20 protein-coding genes are annotated in these 18424 nt (G+C 51.4%); all 20 read right to left on the reverse strand.

What is annotated here, in order from left to right; all coding sequences use genetic code 11:
- Positions 1–85: 85 nt before the first annotated feature.
- Complete coding sequence (locus UCI88_RS02720) at positions 86–859, reverse strand: PhzF family phenazine biosynthesis protein (RefSeq protein WP_044504485.1); 774 nt, start codon at positions 857–859, stop codon at positions 86–88.
- Positions 860–948: 89 nt separating this feature from the next.
- Positions 949–2337, reverse strand: a complete 1389-nt coding sequence (locus UCI88_RS02725; RefSeq protein ID WP_330023986.1) for an aminotransferase-like domain-containing protein — start codon at positions 2335–2337, stop codon at positions 949–951.
- Positions 2338–2442: 105 nt separating this feature from the next.
- Positions 2443–3006 (reverse strand): alkyl hydroperoxide reductase subunit C, encoded by a 564-nt coding sequence (gene ahpC, locus UCI88_RS02730; RefSeq protein WP_044504489.1) that lies wholly within the window; start codon positions 3004–3006, stop codon positions 2443–2445.
- A 217-nt stretch (positions 3007–3223) separates the two neighbouring features.
- Positions 3224–4576 (reverse strand): pyruvate carboxylase subunit B, encoded by a 1353-nt coding sequence (locus UCI88_RS02735; protein WP_256179754.1) that lies wholly within the window; start codon positions 4574–4576, stop codon positions 3224–3226.
- A 63-nt stretch (positions 4577–4639) separates the two neighbouring features.
- A complete protein-coding gene (locus UCI88_RS02740) occupies positions 4640–5701 on the reverse strand; it encodes an elongator complex protein 3 (RefSeq protein ID WP_256179753.1) in 1062 nt (353 codons plus the stop codon).
- Positions 5702–5747: 46 nt separating this feature from the next.
- Entirely contained in the window at positions 5748–6458 is a 711-nt protein-coding gene (gene rnc, locus UCI88_RS02745; protein ID WP_330023987.1) for a ribonuclease III, read from the reverse strand.
- Between the two features lie 17 nt (positions 6459–6475).
- Positions 6476–7729: a beta-ketoacyl-ACP synthase II gene (gene fabF, locus UCI88_RS02750; RefSeq protein ID WP_330023988.1), complete on the reverse strand. Its 1254-nt coding sequence runs from the start codon at positions 7727–7729 to the stop codon at positions 6476–6478.
- A gap of 34 nt (positions 7730–7763) precedes the next feature.
- Positions 7764–8720 carry an NAD(P)H-dependent flavin oxidoreductase gene (locus UCI88_RS02755; RefSeq protein ID WP_176698822.1) on the reverse strand — a complete coding sequence of 319 codons (957 nt, stop codon included), beginning with the start codon at positions 8718–8720 and terminating at the stop codon, positions 7764–7766.
- A 73-nt stretch (positions 8721–8793) separates the two neighbouring features.
- A complete protein-coding gene (locus UCI88_RS02760) occupies positions 8794–9039 on the reverse strand; it encodes an acyl carrier protein (protein ID WP_044504498.1) in 246 nt (81 codons plus the stop codon).
- A 34-nt stretch (positions 9040–9073) separates the two neighbouring features.
- Positions 9074–9817: a 3-oxoacyl-[acyl-carrier-protein] reductase gene (gene fabG / locus UCI88_RS02765; protein WP_044504500.1), complete on the reverse strand. Its 744-nt coding sequence runs from the start codon at positions 9815–9817 to the stop codon at positions 9074–9076.
- 1 nt (position 9818) lies between these two features.
- Positions 9819–10760 (reverse strand): ACP S-malonyltransferase, encoded by a 942-nt coding sequence (gene fabD / locus UCI88_RS02770; protein WP_256179777.1) that lies wholly within the window; start codon positions 10758–10760, stop codon positions 9819–9821.
- Positions 10761–10785: 25 nt separating this feature from the next.
- Positions 10786–11781 carry a beta-ketoacyl-ACP synthase III gene (locus UCI88_RS02775; RefSeq protein ID WP_044504504.1) on the reverse strand — a complete coding sequence of 332 codons (996 nt, stop codon included), beginning with the start codon at positions 11779–11781 and terminating at the stop codon, positions 10786–10788.
- A complete protein-coding gene (gene plsX, locus UCI88_RS02780) occupies positions 11765–12790 on the reverse strand; it encodes a phosphate acyltransferase PlsX (RefSeq protein WP_044504506.1) in 1026 nt (341 codons plus the stop codon). The genes UCI88_RS02775 and plsX overlap by 17 nt, the downstream gene beginning before the upstream one ends.
- Positions 12791–12805: 15 nt before the next feature.
- Positions 12806–13348, reverse strand: coding sequence for a transcription factor FapR (gene fapR / locus UCI88_RS02785; RefSeq protein WP_044504508.1), 543 nt, complete (start codon positions 13346–13348; stop codon positions 12806–12808).
- Between the two features lie 151 nt (positions 13349–13499).
- A complete protein-coding gene (locus UCI88_RS02790; protein ID WP_014015045.1) occupies positions 13500–13730 on the reverse strand; it encodes a YdbC family protein in 231 nt (76 codons plus the stop codon).
- 136 nt (positions 13731–13866) lie between these two features.
- A complete protein-coding gene (locus UCI88_RS02795) occupies positions 13867–14703 on the reverse strand; it encodes a YitT family protein (RefSeq protein WP_044504510.1) in 837 nt (278 codons plus the stop codon).
- Entirely contained in the window at positions 14700–15119 is a 420-nt protein-coding gene (locus UCI88_RS02800; RefSeq protein WP_256179752.1) for a RuvC family protein, read from the reverse strand. Before UCI88_RS02800 ends, UCI88_RS02795 begins: the two co-directional genes overlap by 4 nt.
- Before the next feature lie 12 nt (positions 15120–15131).
- Positions 15132–16391 (reverse strand): DUF3084 domain-containing protein, encoded by a 1260-nt coding sequence (locus tag UCI88_RS02805; protein ID WP_044504512.1) that lies wholly within the window; start codon positions 16389–16391, stop codon positions 15132–15134.
- A gap of 210 nt (positions 16392–16601) precedes the next feature.
- On the reverse strand, positions 16602–17690 hold the full coding sequence (gene lptG / locus UCI88_RS02810; protein WP_044504513.1) for an LPS export ABC transporter permease LptG: 1089 nt from the start codon (positions 17688–17690) through the stop codon (positions 16602–16604).
- A gap of 13 nt (positions 17691–17703) precedes the next feature.
- Entirely contained in the window at positions 17704–18423 is a 720-nt protein-coding gene (gene lptB / locus UCI88_RS02815) for an LPS export ABC transporter ATP-binding protein (protein ID WP_044504514.1), read from the reverse strand.
- Position 18424: the final 1 nt, after the last annotated feature.

The raw sequence follows: 18424 nt of genomic DNA on the forward strand, positions 1-18424 counted from the left end.
GAAGTAAAGCTTCTTCCGCTCATCGCCTTTATTGTGATAAATATTGTAGCAAGTTTACCTAAGCCTGTCAAGACGCGCCGACGGGTTACACCTTCAAATCGGCGATGGAATAGAGGGTGGCATAACCGGCCAAGGACACCGTGTCGCCTTCCAGTCGGCATTGGAGTTCTCCGCCCCGTCTCGATGCCTGATACGCCAGGAGATCTTGTTTTCCAAGCTTTTTCGCCATAATAGGAATAATATGGCAGTGGCCGGAGCCGCAGACCGGATCTTCGGGCACGGAGAGCTTGGGAGCAAAGCTGCGGCTGACGCAGTCGTATTCTCGGCCCGGTGCCGTAATGTGACAAAGCATGCCGTCGAGGCCTTTGATTTTCTCTAAGTCCGGCTGATAATTTCTCACGGCATCTTCGTCCGGCAGGATACAGACCAAATCCCGCGCCATATAAGCTTCTAAAGGCCTTATGCCGAGAGCGTCGGTCATGGCATCGGTGACCGGCGTCGGTACCATATCGTAGGCCGGAAAATCCATGGAAAACAGGTCCCCGTTACGGGTAACGACCAAATCCCCGCTCAGGGTATGGAAGACGAAGCGATTGACCTTTGGCTCGACGAAGTTAGCCAGGACAAAGCTCGTTCCCAAGGTCGCATGGCCGCAGAGGTCTATTTCACCACCCGGCGTGAACCAGCGAAGGCGATAGGCGTCCCCTTCTTTTACGGTGAAAGCCGTTTCTGACAGGTTGTTTTCCATGGCAATGGCCTGCATCAATTCATCGGGCAGCCAAGCATCCAAAACGCAGACAGCAGCCGGATTGCCTTTAAAAATTTCTTTGGTAAAAGCATCGACGACGTAACATTTCATAAGAATCCCTCCTCCAAAAATCTCTTTTCCTGCCTTCATGATAGCATAGGAAAAAAAGGCACACCATAACATAATTGTATGCCCCACGATTATGTTCGATAGGAATCTAAGACCTTCTTTATGATATGGAGCCCTTTTTCTAAAGACGCCTTATCATACGGCGCCCCAATAGCAAGTCTGGCGCCGTTGACGGGAACATCGGTACCGACAGCAAAGTGTTCCGCCCCTAAAAGGCGTACGCCTTGGTCACGGCAAAGTGCTTCAAAGACTTGACCGGTCAGTCCCTCAGGCAGGGTCAGCCAGCGGCAGAGGGCCTCGGCCCCACCGGCTAAGGGCCAGCCGCGTAAGATCCGATCAGCGAGCTCATTGCGTTCCCGCAGGCTTTGGCGTCGAAGAGCCATCAAGGCGCCGCACTTTCCCGATACGACGAGGCGGGCAGCCAGTTCCATGAGGAGGGCCGACTGAGAAAGATTCAACGTGTATAAGGCCGAAGAAAGCTGCTCTTCAAGCCTTCTGGGCGGCACGACATAGGCCAACCGCAAAGCCGGCAGAATCGCCTTGGACAGGCTAAAAATATAGACCGTCTGTTCCGGCGCCAGGGTCTTGATCGAAGGCATCGGCTTTTCCGTAAACAAGGCGGCAATGGCGTCTTCGATGATGAAGAGGCCGTGCCTTTGGGCAAAGGCAGCCAGCCTTTTTCGTCCCGCTTCAGACAGGGTACGGGTCGTCGGATTCTGAAAGTCCGGCGTCACGTAAAAACCCTTGATATGATGATTCTTTAAGGCATAGGAAAGGCCGTCTTCACTCATTTCTCCCTCCTGCTGCCCGACGGGAACGAGGCGGATACCAAATAGTTTTGCCGCACTTTTGAGTCCCGGGTAGACCAGAGGATCGACACCGATGCGGTCACCGGGGCGAAAGAAGGTTGAAAGGACGGCTGCCAAGGCATTCTGACCGCCGCTGGCAAATAAGACCGGTCCTTCCGGTACGACACCGACATCTTCCAACAGGCGACGAGCCGCTTCCTGATAAAATCCGTCAGTCCCATAGGCGTATTGGAAAAAAACTTCGCGGCTCGGATCTTCCATCATTTCGGCTACTAAAGCCGCCACCGCATCGCCGGCCAAACGCTCGGGCATCATGGACCCCATCTCGATGAGGGACGTCCGGTCCGGTGCGACGGATACGTTCATCCCGGCATCATAGGCAACGAAGGTACCCCTGCCGACGACGCTGGTAAGAAAACCTCCATTGGAACAGTATCGGAAAGCCTTAGATACAGTACTGACATTGACATCGAGAAAATCAGCCAGTTCCCGTTGAGGCGGCAATTTCGTTCCCGGCAAAATCTTACCATTCTCGATATCAGCCATAAGTTGCGCCGCCAATGCCTTATAAAAAGGCTGGGCCCTGCATTCTATCTCTCGACGGGATGGCCTCCAGGACATGGGATAGGTTTCAAAAGAATTGACCGGCATCAGAGGGCCTCCCTTCTCTATTTTTGGTAAAAAAATTATCCTTATGAAGACGATTGATCTTCATAAGGATAATGATACAAGATAGTACGAGGTTTGAAAAGCCGCTTATAAGGTCCCTACCAAATCGATGCCCGGTTTCAAGGTCTTAGCGCCGGGTGTCCACCGAGCCGGGCACACTTCGTCTCCGTGTTCACGGACGAACTGGCAAGCCTGTACCTTGCGCAGCAGTTCTTCAGCATTTCTGCCTACATTGCCGGCATTGACTTCATAAGAGACAATCTGGCCTTCCGGATTGATGATGAAGGTTCCCCGTTCAGCGACGCCGGCGTCTTCGATGAGGACTTCAAAATCACGAGCCAGGGCATGGGTCGGATCGGCCAACATGGGATACGTAATATCCTTGATGAGCGGCGAGTGATCATGCCAGGCTTTGTGTACAAATTCCGTATCGCAGGAAACAGAATAGATTTCGCAGCCTATTTTTTTGAACTCTTCATAAAAGCTTTCGAGGTCGGCTAATTCTGTCGGGCACACAAAGGTGAAATCAGCGGGATAAAAAAAGAATACGCTCCATTTTCCCAAGAGGTCTTCCTTGGTAACGGTGATGAATCCGTTATCATGGTAGGCCTTGGCCGTAAAATCACTGACTTCCTTGTTGATTAATGACATAAGTATGAACCTCCTTTTAAATGAAAATCACTATCATTATAAATAAAAGATATCATGAATTGCCTGAAAAATCAAGGCAAACATAAAAACTTTTTGTAATAACTCAGGTCTTTCAAAGGACAAAAAAGGACGTGAGCAACTGTACTCACGTCCATCCGAGGCAGCTGCTGTAAAAGACATCGCCACTATATAAGGAAGTTTCTATGGGTATATTATTTTACTGTCGTCCGTCCCGTTTCAGGAAAAAGGGCAAGGCCACTTCCGGGAACAAGGTATAACTCAGGACGTCTTCCATGCTGGCATTGGGGAAGCCTTCGTTAGCCAGGGACTTCTTAGCTGCTTCCAATTCCGGAGCCAAGTCATCGGCCGGACGATGGGTAATGACCGGTTCGTCGCCAATGCACATCTTCCGGAATGCTTCATCGATCTTGCCGGGTACACGGCCATATTTGCCGCGAACGATATCGCGCACTTCATTGGTTACGATTTTATAACGGCCGTAGAGGACGTTTAAGGCAGCTGCTGAACCGGTGATCTGACTGGTCGGCGTAACCAGAGGCGGATAACCGAGGTCACGGCGGACATTCGGCATTTCAGCCAGGACTTCGTCGAAGCGGTCTTCGGCTCCTTGGGCTTTAAGCTGGTTATAGAGGTTGGTCAGCATGCCGCCGGGAATTTGATATTTGCGGACAGCCGGGTTGATCTGACTGGGCATGGTCAGTTTAAATTCATCGGCCAGTTCCTTGCGGACATTCTTAAAGTGATTGACAATAGGCCACAGGCGGTCGACGTCGATGCCCGTGTCGTAAATACTGCCATTTAAGGCCATGACCATCGATTCCGTCGCCGGCTGGCTGGTGATTTCACCAAAGGGTGACAAAGCGGTATCGATGATGTCGACGCCGGCTTCAATGGCCTTCATGTAGGTCATTTCACCAAGACCGCAGGTACAGTGCGTGTGCAGTTCAATGGGAACGGTCAGATGCCGCTTCAGCATGCGGATGAGGTTATACGCGTCATAAGGCGACAGGAGACCCGACATGTCCTTGATACAGACGGAATCGACGCCCATATCCTGCAGTTCCTGACCGACTTTGGTGAAGGATTCCATGGTGTGAATCGGGCTGATGGTGTAGACCAGAGCCCCCTGGACGTGGACTGATTTCGTGTCTTTCGCCGCTTTGATGGCCGCTTCCATGTTGCGCGGATCGTTTAAGGCATCAAAAACGCGGATGATGTCGATGCCGTTGTCGACGGCACGGTTGACAAATTCATAGACGACGTCGTCGGCATAGTGCCGATAGCCCAAGATATTTTGACCGCGAAGCAGCATCTGGAGAGGCGTCTTTTTGACGTGCTGCTTAATCGTCCGCAGGCGTTCCCACGGGTCTTCATCGAGGAAGCGCATACACGTATCAAAAGTAGCTCCGCCCCAACATTCGAGAGCATTGTAGCCTAATTCATCTATCGCTTCCAGTACAGGAAGCATCTGGCGAAGGCGCATGCGAGTCGCTGCAATGGACTGATGGCCGTCGCGCAGAACCGTTTCCGTTATTTTTACTCTTGCCATTCTCTTTCCTCCATAGTATATCTATTGCAATGTGTTTATTTTAAAATCATACGTACTATTTTATTATATCATAGTAGGACCGGCATGGCTATTCATATCTAGGTCATAGGCCGTCTGTCCTTGAAAGACGTAGACGTGACCGAGGGGGACGTCCCCTTCCCGCCACGACAGGGCCAATGGAAGACTCCAACGAGCGGTCCTGACGGTAAGGCTGCGGTAACCTCGAACGCGCGACGTTTCGCGGCGATGATAAGAAATAGTAACGGCCTCATCCGTTGGCAGGGTTCTTAAAAAGGACAGGAGCTGCTTTCGGTAGCGATAGGTGTCGACGAGCTCACCCATAGCCGGCGTGTAAGCCCCGGCCATGACCTGCGATGCGTCATCAAGGTCTTCGGTGGCCTGAAGTCCCGTTCGTATACACGAGATTCCTCGTTCCAGAAAGTGCTGCTTCATATAAGCCGCCCGCCGTACACCTTCATCGATGGTAAGCGGCTTATATCGCCCTTCTTCATACATCGTGGCCAGTTCCGTCCCCTTTAGGACGGCGACGGGATAAATGCGGGCTATATCGGGCTGGAGACGGCAAATCGCCTTCGTCGTTCGGCACAGGCTGTCCCAATCTTCCCCGGGAAGGCCCGGCATGAGCTGATGACCGACGGTAAAGCCATATTGCCGCAGCAAGGCCGTCGCCGCGACGACGTCTGCTGCCGTATGACCTCGCTGGGCCTCCTGCAGCACCCGGTCGTCCATCGATTGGACGCCGAGTTCTACACAGGTCAGTCCGTAGTTTTTTAAATTCGTTAAAATATCTTCACTGATGCAGTCCGGCCGCGTCGAACAGCGAAGGCCCTGAATAAGGCCTTTTTCGAGAGCTTCATAAGCCGGCCGGAGCAATTTTTTTTGCATCTCCATGGGAATGGCCGTAAAGCTGCCGCCGTAAAAGGCCACTTCCCAGTGACGCCCTTCACCGGCTGAGGCCGTATAGCCTTGAATAAGCTCTCGTATGGCACCTGCCGAAGGCAGGCCATGATGGCCCGTAATCTGCCACTGATTACAGAAGACACAGCGATGGGGACAGCCGATATGGGGGATAAAAATAGGGATGATAGAAGTTTTCATGGTCATAAAGTGTATAAATTGCGAAAGAGGAGCTGCTCAGGCAGCTCCCCGTCTACTTGCCTTTTAACCGCATGAGCGCTTCGTGCGCCGCGTGTTGTTCGGCATATTTTTTTGATTTTCCCGATCCTTCACCGAGCACCTTGCCATTGACCAGAATTTCCATGTAAAAAGTTTTATCATGGTCCGGTCCTTCTGTCCGGCAAAGGCGATACTCGATATGCTGCGGACCGTCTTGCTGTACGTACTCTTGGAAAATCGTCTTGTAGTCTTTTTCATAATGACCACTGTCGACGAGGTCCAAATAGTCCTTTAATTGGTGAAGGATGAATTTCCGCGCCTCTTCGTAAGAGCTGTCGATATAGATGGCACCGACAACGGCTTCAAAGGCATCGGCCAGCATACTGGGACGCGTGCGGCCGCCGGTTGCAAGTTCCCCCTTCCCCAGGAGGAGATAGTCACCCATATGGAACTTCATGCACACCGAAGCCAGGGGGCTTTCACTGACGACACTGGCTCTGGCCTTTGATAGCTGCCCTTCGGGCATATGCGGATAGTGGAGAAACAAGTATTCCCCTACGACCAAGTCTAAAATGGCATCGCCTAAAAACTCAAGGCGTTCATTGTAGTAGCCGTAATTGGCTTTATTTTCATTGGCATAGGAAGAATGGGTCAGGGCCTGGTCCAAAATAAGGAAATTATGGAACTCTCCAAGGCCCAAGACCTGTATGAACTGTTCTAACTGTTCTTTACGAGTCGTATCCATCAGGTCAGTCTTCTTCTTTATTCAGCATATTTTTTGAACAGCAGCGTCGCGTTGTGACCGCCAAAACCAAAGGAGTTGGAGATGGCAACGGTGACGTCGGCGTCAACGGCTTTATTCGGAACATAGTTGATGCCAAAAGCTTTCAGTTCCTCTTCCGGTTCAACAAGGTTGATCGTCGGATGGACCTTGCCGGTTTCAATCGTCATGGCGCAGGCAATCGCTTCGACGGCGCCGGCGGCACCGAGGAGATGGCCGGTCATGGACTTCGTCGAGCTCATGAGCATATCTTTGGTATGGTCGCCAAAGACACGGGCAACGGCGACGGATTCATTAAAGTCATTGAGGTGAGTGGATGTGCCGTGGGCATTGACGTAGTCGACGTCTTCCGGTTTGAGGCCGGCGTCTTTGACAGCCAGGGCCATGCACTTGGACTGCTGAAGGCCTTCCGGTGCCGGTGCCGTGATGTGGTAAGCATCGGCATTGCTGCCGTAGCCGCCGATTTCACAGTAGATGTGAGCACCGCGTTTTTTAGCATGTTCCAGTTCTTCGAGAACGACGATGCCGGCGCCTTCGCCCATGACGAAGCCGTCACGGTCTTTATCGAAAGGACGCGAAGCATGAGTCGGATCGTCATTGCGCGTGCTGAGGGCCTTCATCGCCGCAAAGCCGGCAACTGCTCCCGGAGAAACGGCAGCTTCCGTACCGCCTGCCAAGGCTGCATCGAGTTCGCCCCGCTGAATCATGCGGTAGGCATCGCCAATGGAGTTGGTCCCCGTTGCGCAGGCCGTAACGACACTGGCGCAGTGGCCTTGAAGGCCGAAGAAAATGGATACCTGGCCGGAGGCCATGTTGGCAATCATCTTCGGTACGACAAAGGGATTGACCCGGGACGGGCCCTTCGAAAAGAGGCCTTTATATAAGTTATGCAGCGTTTCCATGCCGCCGATACCGGTGCCGATAATCGTACCGATACGGTCGCGGTCTTCTTCGTCTAAGTTGATTTTCGAATCATCTAAGGCCAATTTTGCAGCGGCTACTGAATACTGCGTGGACGAGTCCATGTGACGGGCTTCTTTCCGGTCGATACCGAAATCGGCAGGATCAAAATCCTTGACTTCGCCGGCAATGCGAGTCGTATATTCCGCTGCGTCAAAGTGGGTAATGGGGCCGATGCCGCTTTCGCCGTTGAGCAGGGCCTTCCAAAAAGCATCTTTACCGATGCCGACGGGAGAAATAACCCCTAACCCTGTAATTACTACGCGTTTTTCCAAAGTTTTCACCTCATTATAAAATGTAACGCACTTATCACTCGGGAATCTCTTCCATTTCCCGCTTGATATTTGCAAATATATCCTTGACCGGCAGGATGTCATGAATTTCCATCATTCGTTTGCCGGAAAATACCAGGCCTGTTTCAACGTCCCCTTGCTGGGCCCGCGTCAATGCCCGGATAATACAGTATTTATGACTGCACTTTTTCAGACAGAAATCACACGTTTCCGGCTTCGGTGCCGTACCCAAAAGGATTCGTTCCGAGAACGGCGTACGGATAGCTTGACCGGGAAGGCCGACAGGGCTGTGTACGAGGATAAAATCTTCCGGTTTATTGGCCCGGAGGTAGACTTCTTTTAAAGCGTCAGCGCCGTTTGATTCGACACTGGCTGCAAATCGGCTGCCCATTTGGACGCCGTTGGCTCCGAGACGGAGCATTTCTGCAATATCGCTTCCATGCAGGACGCCGCCGGCGCCGATGACAGGAATGTCAACAGCGGCCCGTACTTCCGGTACGATGACGCGGCTCGAGCGATTCGTTCCCAAATGCCCGCCTGCTTCTGCACCTTCGACAACGACGGCCGAAGCACCCAGGGATTGGGATATTTTAGCTAGTTTGGCAGAAGACACAATAGGGACAATAGGCGTGCCCGAATCCTTTCCCCAAGCAAACATATCTCGGGAAAAACCTGCGCCTGCCACAACCAGATCGATTCCTTCTTCAATTGCCGTAGTAACCAAGCCCTTAAATTCGCGGGCTGCCACCATGACATTTATACCTATAATTCCACGAGGAGATAACTTTCTGGCTAACTTAATTTCATGTCGCAATTCGTCAAAAGGCATGCCAGATGCCGCAATAAGGCCGATACCGCCTTCATTGGCTACTGCTGCCGCCAAACGGGCTGTGGACAAACGGATTGCCATACCACCTTGAATAATTGGCACCTTTGCTACAAGCTTACCTATTCTTAATTCTGGCAGCTTCACTCTGTTTTCCTCCATTCAAGATACCAGGAGGGGAAGACACATATGCCTCCCCCTTCAGGCTCTTATTGCAAACTTATGCTTTCTTTTCCTTTTCAATGTAATCAACTGTATCTTTGACAGTTTTGATTTTTTCAGCAACATCGTCAGGGATTTCGATATTGAATTCTTCTTCGAAAGCCATGATCAGTTCTACGATGTCCAAGGAATCAGCGCCTAAATCATCGATGTAAGCAGCGTCCATTTTGACTTCTTTTTCGTCAACGCCTAACTGTTCAACAACAATGCTCTTTACTTTTTCAAAAGTATTTTCTTCGCTCATGTCCATTCACCCCCTTTCAGTGGAGTATGATTGTTTACATTACCATGCCGCCGTCTACATTGAGGGTCTGGCCGGTAATATAACTGGCATCATCCGATGCAAGGAACAACACGGCTTTTGCCACTTCTTCCGGCTGAGCCACGCGGCCCATGGGAATCGTTTTAATCATGGCATCGACAGTGTCCTCGCCGAGGACAGCCGTCATATCCGTTTCGATGCATCCCGGAGCAATGGCATTGCAGCGGATGTTTCGCGAAGCCAGTTCTTTGGCAACCGATTTGGTGAAACCGATGAGGCCTGCTTTCGCCGCAGCATAGTTAGCCTGGCCGGCATTGCCCGTTTCACCGACGACAGACGTGATGTTGATAATCGAACCGCTGCGCTGCTTCATCATCAGCCGGGTAACGGCTTTGGTGCAGTGAAAAGCGCCGGTAAGATTGGTGTCAAGCACAGCCTGCCAGTCTGCTTCTTTCATAATCATGAGCAGGCCGTCGCGAGTGATGCCTGCATTATTCACTAATATGTCGATACGTCCCAATTCCTTCTTGACGTCTTTGACCATGGCCGTAACGGCGGCTTCATCGGCCACATCGCACTGGATGGCAAGGCCCTTACGCCCTTTTTCTTCGATAAGGCGGACCGTTTCTTCAGCAGCGGCGGTATTGCCGGCATAGATGACAGCGACGTCGGCACCGGCTTCAGCAAGTGTCAAAGCTGCCGCACGACCGATGCCGCGGGAGCCGCCGGTAACGATGGCTGTTTTTCCTGTTAACTGCATTTTATCGAACCTCCTGGAAAAATTCAAGCGTTTTCTGTAAGGAAGGAATATCTTCTACATTTTCGCTGTGGATTTTACGGTCAATTTTCCGGTTAAAACCGCAGAGTGTTTTACCCGGGCCGACTTCTACGAAGTTTTCAGCACCGAAATCGAGCATGGTTTTAGTGCAGTCGATCCAAAGGACGGGACTTGCCGCCTGCTTGATGAGCGACGCTTTAATATCGGCTGCAGCCGTTTCAATTTGGCCGTTGACATTGGCAACGACGGGAATCTTGGCATCGGAAATCGTAATATCGTCGAGGACTTCGGCCAGGCGTTTCGCTGCCGGTTCCATGAGCGTGCTGTGGAAGGGAGCGCTGACGTGAAGGAGAACGGCCCGTTTAGCACCGGCATCCTTCATGCGATTGGCCGCTTCTTCAACAGCTTTGGTGCTGCCGGCAATGACGATCTGGCCGGGGCAGTTGAAGTTGACTGCCTGAACGACGCCGCCATCTTTAGAAATATCGGCGCAGATTTCCTTGATTTTATCTTCCGCTAAACCGAGGATGGCTGCCATGCCGCCTTCGCCAAGGGGTACGGCTTCCTGCATGAACTGACCGCGAAGGCGAACGGTCCGAACGGCATCGGCAAAGGTCAGGGAACCGGCAGCAACGAGGGCCGAATATTCACCGAGGCTGTGACCGGCTGCGATGTCAGGCAGAAGGCCTTCCTGAGCCAATACACGGCAGCAGGCCGTGCTGGCCGTAAGGATGGCCGGCTGTGTATTATAGGTCTTCATCAGTTCTTCGTCAGGACCTTCAAAGCAAAGTTTCGTCAGAGAGAACCCCAATGCGTCATCAGCTTCTTCAAAGAGCTGTTTTACAATCGGGTAGGCATCGTATAAATCCTTGACCATCCCCACTTTTTGGGCGCCCTGGCCGGGAAAAACAAAGGCTTTCTTCATCATCAATCACACCTCTCGCAAAAAATCAATACCACTTCATAACTAAGCCGGCCCACGTCAATCCGGCACCAAATCCGGCCAAAACGACGATATCATCGCGCTTCATACGGCCTTGACGTAAGGCTTCATCGAGGGCAATGGGAATGGATGCTCCCGACGTGTTGGCGTATTTATCAATGTTTACAAAGACTTTTTCCATGGGAAGGTGGAGCCGTTTGGCTGCCGATTGGATGATGCGGGTATTGGCCTGATGAGGAACCATGAGGTCGATGTCTTCATAACTGAGACCGGCTCGTTCCAAGGCTTTTTCCGCCGTCCGTCCCATAACTTTAACGGCAAATTTATAGACTTCCTTACCGTCCATCTTAACGTAGGTCAAGTGTTTTGCCCGCGCTTCGTCCGTCGGCAAAATAGCGACGCCGCTGGACGGGATGCTCAGGTATTTACCGCCGCTTCCGTCAGCACCCATGTCGGCACCGAGGATGCCGTAGCCCTGCGGGACGGGACCGAATACAGCGGCCCCGGCTCCATCGCCGAAAAGGACGCACGTGTTACGGTCGGTCATATCGAGGAAACGGCTGAGGATTTCAGCCCCGATGACCAAGACGTGGCGGTACATGCCCGTTTCGATGTACTGTGACGCCGTAATGGCGCCATAGGCAAAGCCCGAGCAGGCAGCGTACAAGTCAAAGACCGCTGCATTCTTGGCACCGATATTATCCTGTACAATGCAGGCTGTCGACGGAATCGTCATGTCCGGCGTCAAGGTGCAGACGATAATCATATCCAGGTCTTCAGCAGACAGATTGGCCATTTCCAGGGCCTGTTTGGCCGCGATGGTGCACATGTCCGACGTATTCATTCCGTCTTCGGCAAAGTGCCGCGTTTTGATACCCGTACGGCTCTGAATCCATTCATCCGATGTATCGACATACTTTTCCAATTCGGTATTGGTAACGACTCTATCGGGTACATAATGGCCCGTCCCCAGCACGCCGGCTGCGTTAGCTTTCACTATCATACTGTTCTACCTCTTCTTCCTCTATACTTTTTCGAATATGGCCGATGACGTCTTGCTCTGCAATTTCGCCGGCCACGCGGACGGCATTTTTGATGGCCTTCGCTTTAGAGCTGCCGTGGCAGATAATGAAGCTGCCGTTGACACCCAATAAGGGTGCTCCGCCGTATTCGGTAAAGTCCAGTCTCTTCTTGAGCGATTTCAAGGCCGGATAGATGGCCAGGGCCCCTAATTTAGCGATGAAGCCGCTCTGTTTGATCGTGTCGCGGACGAGACGGATGATGAACATGGCCATGCCTTCCCCAAATTTCAGGATGACATTGCCGACGAATCCGTCGCAGACGACGACGTCGACCGTTCCTTTCGGTATATCTCTGCCTTCTACGTTACCATAGAAAGTAATGGTTTTCAAATTTTCCAACATGGGATGTGTCTTTTGACACAACTCATTCCCCTTCGACGCTTCTTCACCGATGTTCAAGAGGCCTACAGCCGGCTTTTCGATGCCGAGGATATATTTGGCGTAATGGCAGCCCATAATGGCGCCTTCGACCAAATGCTTCGGCTTGCTGCTGGCATTGGCCCCGGAATCGAGGAGGACAGTAATCCCCTTTTTCGAAGGAATCGGCGTAGCGATGCAGGGTCTTTCAATTCCCTTTATGCGGCCCAGTTCGAAAAGGGCAGCCGTTACCGCAGCCCCGGTGCTGCCGGCTGCAACGACAGCATCACATGCGCCGTCCTTTACCAAGCGGGCAGCAACGACGATGGATGCGTCTTTCTTGCGGCGAATGGCCTGAGCCGGATGCTCGCCCATTTCGATGACTTCACTGGCATGGACGATCGACAGGCGTTCATTTTCTTTTGCCCCATGCGTCGTCAATACCTGGCGTATCTTCGTTTCATCACCGACCAGGACGACATCGTAATCATATGCTTTGACGGCTTCGATGGCACCGAGGACAATTTCTTCCGGTGCATAATCGCCGCCCATCGCATCTACTGCTATTTTCATGATACTACCGCTCCATTATTCCAAAGATTCTATAATAAATTTCGCCCGGAACACTTCTTTTCTCATCTTCCGAATCGTAACCCATACGTAGTATTTCTGGTCGCGCTGGCGGATGACGTCAGCTTTTGCAATCAGTTTATCGCCTACGGTAACGGGTTGTTTATATTTTACATTGGCCACTGCCGTGATACAGACCGGAAGGTTTAATACGGTCCGTGCCAGGGAGCTGGCCTGGGCATACAGGCATTGGGAGCGTACGATATGGGCTTCGTCGACCATATCATCCGTAGCCGTCATAATCGAAATGGCATTCTTTCCGATGATGCAGTCTACGAGTTCGCCGACGACGGTCGCATTTCGCAGTTTGGGCTGCGCAGCCTCCGCCTTTTGACGGATGCGGATACGCATTTCAGGGATCCCCAAGGCCATGCGGTCCAAGCGGATTGTAGCTACACTGACGGAAAGTTCTTCAGCTAATTCTTCGTCATTTATAAAAGGATTATCTTCAATTCGCTTCTGTAACAAAGCATGTCGCTTATCTCTTGCTATACGGACCATGTCATTCACCCTTGAAATTATTACCAAGTACTATTAGCACATACAACTAGAGATTATATAATGTTTTGACGATTTTGGCAAGGAAAATAAAAAAAGTATGCTTTCACCCCATTCATTCTCGTTGAATTGCCGAAAGCATACTCCTCACTCCTTAGTATTTATCGAAATCCATTTCGTTCAATACGTCACGCAGTTTTTCTAACTCTTCTTTGGTCATAGTAATCCCTTTGGTCATGGCCTGGTAATCCGGATCCCACGAGCGCAGGTCAAACTTAGGAGCCCGATTGTTCCAGCTGATATAGGTCAATTCTTTGCGCCATCCGTCCTTATTTTCAGACAAGGTGCCGCAGATATCTTCGATGTTAAAATTTAACTGTGCCATTGTATACCTCCCGATAGCGTTCATTGTTTGCATCATGTCAGGTTATGTCGATAACCCAATTATTTTATATAATAGCAAATATGCAAATTATGTCAATACAGCAGATTCGCCAATAATGTCAAGCTTTTTTTCACCCTTAACCGTGGCTCTTTCTCCGTTTGAAAAGCCCTCCGTGAGCCTCACTGATATCGAAGACCGAGACGAAGGCGGCCGGATCGATGGTCGTAATGGCGTCGCGAATCTTAGTAATTTCCAGACGCGATACGACGCAGTACAAGATCATCGTCTTTTCCCGTTTATAAGCCCCTTCACCGTTGATGAGGGTTACGGCGCGGCCCATGTCCTGGGTAAGGCACTGGGCGACGGCGTCGTGTTTTCCCGTTACGATGAGCATCCCCTTCATTTCGTCGAGACCGGTCGTAACGACGTCGATCATCTTATAGGCAATGAAGTAGGCGACAAGGGAATACATGGCACTGTCCCAAGAAAAGACAAAGCCTGAGCTGCCTAAAATGAAGAGGTTGAAGAACATAATGATTTCGCCGACAGAAAAAGGCATCTGACGATCGGCGATGATGGCCAGGACTTCCGTGCCGTCAAGGGACCCGCCCCAGCGAATGATGAGGCCGACACCGAGACCGATGATGATGCCGCCGTAAATGGTCGACAGAAAAGGGTCCGACGTGACCGGCGGATAGTGGAGGAAATCGCTCCATACGGACAAACAAAGAATCGAAAAGAGCGATGACACGGTAAAAAAGGCACCGATTTTTTTATACCCGAATATGAAAAAGGGAATGTTCAAGACGATGATGAAAATACTGAAGCTGACGCCCGTAAGCTCAGCTGCCATAAGGGCAATGCCGACGACACCGCCGTCAATGACGTGGTTCGGTACGAGGAATACATCGAGACCGAGCGTATAGATGAAGGCCCCAAAGGCAAGTCCCAAGGCGCGTAAGAAATATTTCATAGATTACCTCCCTGTTTTTTAGCTACATAGCGGCGACCGATGATCCAGGCGACAAAATCGTCGACCGGTTCCGGCGGATATTGAAGCGACAAGGGGACAAAACGCCGCCACCCCTTGCGCGGTGTGTACTTAAAATAGAGATTACGCCCTTCAACGGTCGTAAATTTTTCATCGATAAGTGAAAACGTGACGGCATAGCTGCTGCCGGCAATCCACTGCTCAACCAACGGCTGCAGATGCTTATGGTTCGTCCCGTCCCCCATGACGATATGGGAAAAGGGATAGGTCCCATAGATCTCTTCGATATAAGAAAGAAGGTCCGGCGTCGGCACGATGGCCTTGGTGACCAGGCTGCCGTCATCATTCACAACGGCAGTCCCCGTCTTTTCTGAGCCCGGGTCAATAGCAAAAATCATGGTCTTCCTCCCTTACTTACCGGCTTCGACGCGGATGTCAATCTGCAGCGGTCCTGCCGTATAGGTGTCGGTTTCCGCCACAGCTTTGAGGACGACAGCGGTCCCGGCATGGCTCCGAATGCGATTGATAGTGTCGAACATTTCCGAGGCCGTCAAAGCGCCGACGTTGCCCGTCAAAGGATCCGGCAAGAGACCCTTAGTCTGGGCCTGTTGGTTTACATTGTGCAGGAAGCGCATGACCTGCAGTTCTGTATTACCCGACAGATCATCACCGGTCAACGTTTCTTCAAAGACGACGTCGCCGCGATGATAAATCAATTGGTTATCATACATTTCGACATGAACCAAGGCCGGCTCGCCGAGGATGATGTTGCCGGCAGCGATGATCCGCACCAATTTTTGCGATTTACCGGCTTTTTGCAGCGCATCGACGGTGGCATTGAATTCTTCCGGAGAAATATACAGCAAAATCGTATTTTCATCAGAAACGCCGAGATGGCGGCCAATCATCGTGTTGGTCTGACTCATAGCCCGACTCAGTTCTTCCCGCGTCTGTTCAATGGAAAGACCGCCGCGAAGGACGTTGCTCGAAAGGACTTCGCCGACGCGGAATACGACCGTACCTTCACGGATATTGGTCATCGTCGCGTTGAGCAGCTTAATGCGCTTGTCAAGGCCGTCGATGGTATCCATCATTTTATTCTTTGTTTCTTCCAGCATAGCCACGTCCTGGCGCGCTTTTTCACTGTCGGCCAGGGCCGAGTCACGCTGCTTTTTCGCCTCATCCATAGCCACCTGAATGACCGTCAGCTGACGAGCCTTGTCGTCGCGAGCCAGTTGAGCCTGCTGAAGGTCCATTTGGGTGGCACGGATTTCTTCGTTTTTCCCATCGAGCTGTTCCTGTTGTTGTTTTAACAGTTCTTCATTAGACGCAATCAGTTGGTTCTTATCATCAAGTTCCTTGCCAAGCTCTACGGCCTGCTGCATAAGCTGGCTGCGCTGGGCTTCGAGCTGGGCTTTCTGCATCTGAAGCTGATGCATGCCGAACAAAGCGATGCGGACGTTTTCGGAAAGGATGGACATGACGCCTAAGGTAATGGCGGCGATACTGATGCCGGTCAGGATGGTGACTAAGATAGACGTGTACTTCGGCCTGAGTCCGAATAATTTAATTTTTTGTTTGCCTACACGAGAGCCGATTTTATCGCCAAGATAGGCAATAATGCCGCCCATAACGGCTAAAACGACCAGCATAACCCATCCGTATTCCATAAGCCACCACCTTTTCTCATCATTTAAGTTCATTATATTATAGACTATAAAGGAGACTTCCTGCAAGCGTGAAGGAACAGAAAGGCTCCCATTATCCCAAAACGGTCGAAGTCCTATCGTATTTCAGTCACAATCGAGACTCTGATTTTCGGGCTCTATTTCATAATTGAATCTCAAAAAAAGGAACTGCCTATCGGACAGTTCCTTTGCTTACTTCGATTTCTTATAGACTAAGATGACACCGGCGATACCGCAGATGATATCGGGCAAAAAGGCGGCGATATACGCCGGTATCTTACCGCCGTTCCCCAGGGCATTGCCGAGGGTCATGATCGAGTAATAGATAAAGATGACGACGACACTGATGCCAAAGCCGATGGAAGAGCTTCCGCGCTGCTTCTGCATTCCCAATGGGGCACCGACGACAGCACAGACGAGGCTGGCCAGGGGCAGGGCAAAGCGGTTGTACATTTCGACTTTCATCTTATTGGTATCGACAGAGTTTTGGTCGAGGAGTTTTATCTGTTCGCGCAGTTCACGAATGGTCAACTCATCCGGTTTTTTCTGAGAGGCCGAAATTTTATCCGGCTTCTGCGTCACCGGAAGGGCCTGGTTTTGGAACTTCATGGACCGCGTCGTCCGCTCATCCGTCGAGACGTCAAAAATCGTGCCTTCGTGCATGATCCATTTCTGTCCGTTCCAGTCGGCCCTGTCAGCCTGTTCGACGCGCTTGAGCTGGTCGTTTTCAAATTCCTGGACGGTAATATCCTTCAATTGCCTTGATTCCGCATCGTACTGCCGGGCATACATCAGGCTGGATATATCGGAGCCGTCTGTATTTTTGATGATAATATGATCCTGTGTCTTCGGCGCGACGTTGTGCTTTATTTCGTCGTTAATAATCCGGTTATAGGCGTTATTGGCCTTGGGCACGACGTATTCATTAAAGGCCGTAGCACTGAGTGAAATAAACAAGGCGGCGACGAATACCGGCATGGCCAGGCGGATGAAGTTTTGACCGCCGGCCCGCATGACGATCATTTCACTGGAACTTGAAAGGCGGCCAAAGGCCATGAGCGAACCTAAGAGGACGGACATGGGAAAGGTGATGACGATGATAGAGGGTATGGCCAGCACGAAGACGCGAAAAGCCGCCCAAGGAGAAGCGCCGTACTGATTGATGAGGTTGGCAATCCGGTACAGCGTCCCTGTGCCGATGAAAACGGCCGTAAAGGCGCAGACGCCAAACAGAAAGGGGCCGATAAATTCTTTTAATATATACTTGTCTAATATACGCATTCCATACTCCCTGTTACATCCTGAATTCTTCGCCTAAGTAGAATTTCTTGGCGACCGGGTCATTGGCGATGAAGTCCGGACTGCCTTCGAGGAGGATTTTTCCGTCACTCAAAATATAGGCTTTATCGACGATGCTGAGCGTTTCCCGGACATTATGGTCGGTAATGAGGACGCCCATGCCGCGCCGTTTCAAATGGCTGATAATGCCTTGGATATCGTTGACCGCTAAGGGGTCGATGCCGGCAAAAGGTTCGTCGAGGAGAATGAAAGCCGGATCGGTCACCAGGCAGCGGGCGATTTCGACGCGGCGCCGTTCGCCGCCGGAGAGCTGGATGCCCAGTCGGTCCCGCAGCTGGGTAATGGAAAACTCTTCCATCAAGGCTTCCGCCTTTTCATGCTGCTGTTTTTTGCTGAGCTTCGTCGTTTCCAGCAGGGCCAGGAGGTTGTCCTCTACGGTCAGCTTACGGAAGATAGATGCTTCCTGAGGCAGATAGCCGATGCCGTGGGCCGCCCGTTGGTGGATGGGAAGCTGAGTAATATCGTTTCCGTCAATCGTGATTTCGCCGGATGTCGGCCGCTCGATGCCGACAATCATGTAGAAGGTCGTCGTCTTCCCCGCCCCGTTAGGCCCGAGGAGACCTACGATTTCTCCTTGGTCGACACGAATGCTGACACCGTCGACGGCATTTCTTTCTTTATACGATTTTACGAGATCTTTGGTCTGAATGAACATG

This window comes from Megasphaera massiliensis, assembly GCF_036305205.1.
Lineage (GTDB): Bacteria > Bacillota > Negativicutes > Veillonellales > Megasphaeraceae > Megasphaera > Megasphaera massiliensis.

Bases quoted from the DNA above. Each gene is read 5' to 3' on its own strand.
- UCI88_RS02720 (WP_044504485.1), bottom strand. From the start codon at position 859: ATGAAATGTTACGTCGTCGATGCTTTTACCAAAGAAATTTTTAAAGGC.
- UCI88_RS02725 (WP_330023986.1), bottom strand. From the start codon at position 2,337: ATGCCGGTCAATTCTTTTGAAACCTATCCCATGTCCTGGAGGCCATCC.
- ahpC (WP_044504489.1), bottom strand. From the start codon at position 3,006: ATGTCATTAATCAACAAGGAAGTCAGTGATTTTACGGCCAAGGCCTAC.
- UCI88_RS02735 (WP_256179754.1), bottom strand. From the start codon at position 4,576: ATGGCAAGAGTAAAAATAACGGAAACGGTTCTGCGCGACGGCCATCAG.
- UCI88_RS02740 (WP_256179753.1), bottom strand. From the start codon at position 5,701: ATGACCATGAAAACTTCTATCATCCCTATTTTTATCCCCCATATCGGC.
- rnc (WP_330023987.1), bottom strand. From the start codon at position 6,458: ATGGATACGACTCGTAAAGAACAGTTAGAACAGTTCATACAGGTCTTG.
- UCI88_RS02760 (WP_044504498.1), bottom strand. From the start codon at position 9,039: ATGAGCGAAGAAAATACTTTTGAAAAAGTAAAGAGCATTGTTGTTGAA.
- fabG (WP_044504500.1), bottom strand. From the start codon at position 9,817: ATGCAGTTAACAGGAAAAACAGCCATCGTTACCGGCGGCTCCCGCGGC.
- fabD (WP_256179777.1), bottom strand. From the start codon at position 10,760: ATGAAGAAAGCCTTTGTTTTTCCCGGCCAGGGCGCCCAAAAAGTGGGG.
- UCI88_RS02775 (WP_044504504.1), bottom strand. From the start codon at position 11,781: ATGATAGTGAAAGCTAACGCAGCCGGCGTGCTGGGGACGGGCCATTAT.
- plsX (WP_044504506.1), bottom strand. From the start codon at position 12,790: ATGAAAATAGCAGTAGATGCGATGGGCGGCGATTATGCACCGGAAGAA.
- fapR (WP_044504508.1), bottom strand. From the start codon at position 13,348: ATGGTCCGTATAGCAAGAGATAAGCGACATGCTTTGTTACAGAAGCGA.
- UCI88_RS02790 (WP_014015045.1), bottom strand. From the start codon at position 13,730: ATGGCACAGTTAAATTTTAACATCGAAGATATCTGCGGCACCTTGTCT.
- UCI88_RS02795 (WP_044504510.1), bottom strand. From the start codon at position 14,703: ATGAAATATTTCTTACGCGCCTTGGGACTTGCCTTTGGGGCCTTCATC.
- UCI88_RS02800 (WP_256179752.1), bottom strand. From the start codon at position 15,119: ATGATTTTTGCTATTGACCCGGGCTCAGAAAAGACGGGGACTGCCGTT.
- UCI88_RS02805 (WP_044504512.1), bottom strand. From the start codon at position 16,391: ATGGAATACGGATGGGTTATGCTGGTCGTTTTAGCCGTTATGGGCGGC.
- lptG (WP_044504513.1), bottom strand. From the start codon at position 17,690: ATGCGTATATTAGACAAGTATATATTAAAAGAATTTATCGGCCCCTTT.
- lptB (WP_044504514.1), bottom strand. From the start codon at position 18,423: ATGTTCATTCAGACCAAAGATCTCGTAAAATCGTATAAAGAAAGAAAT.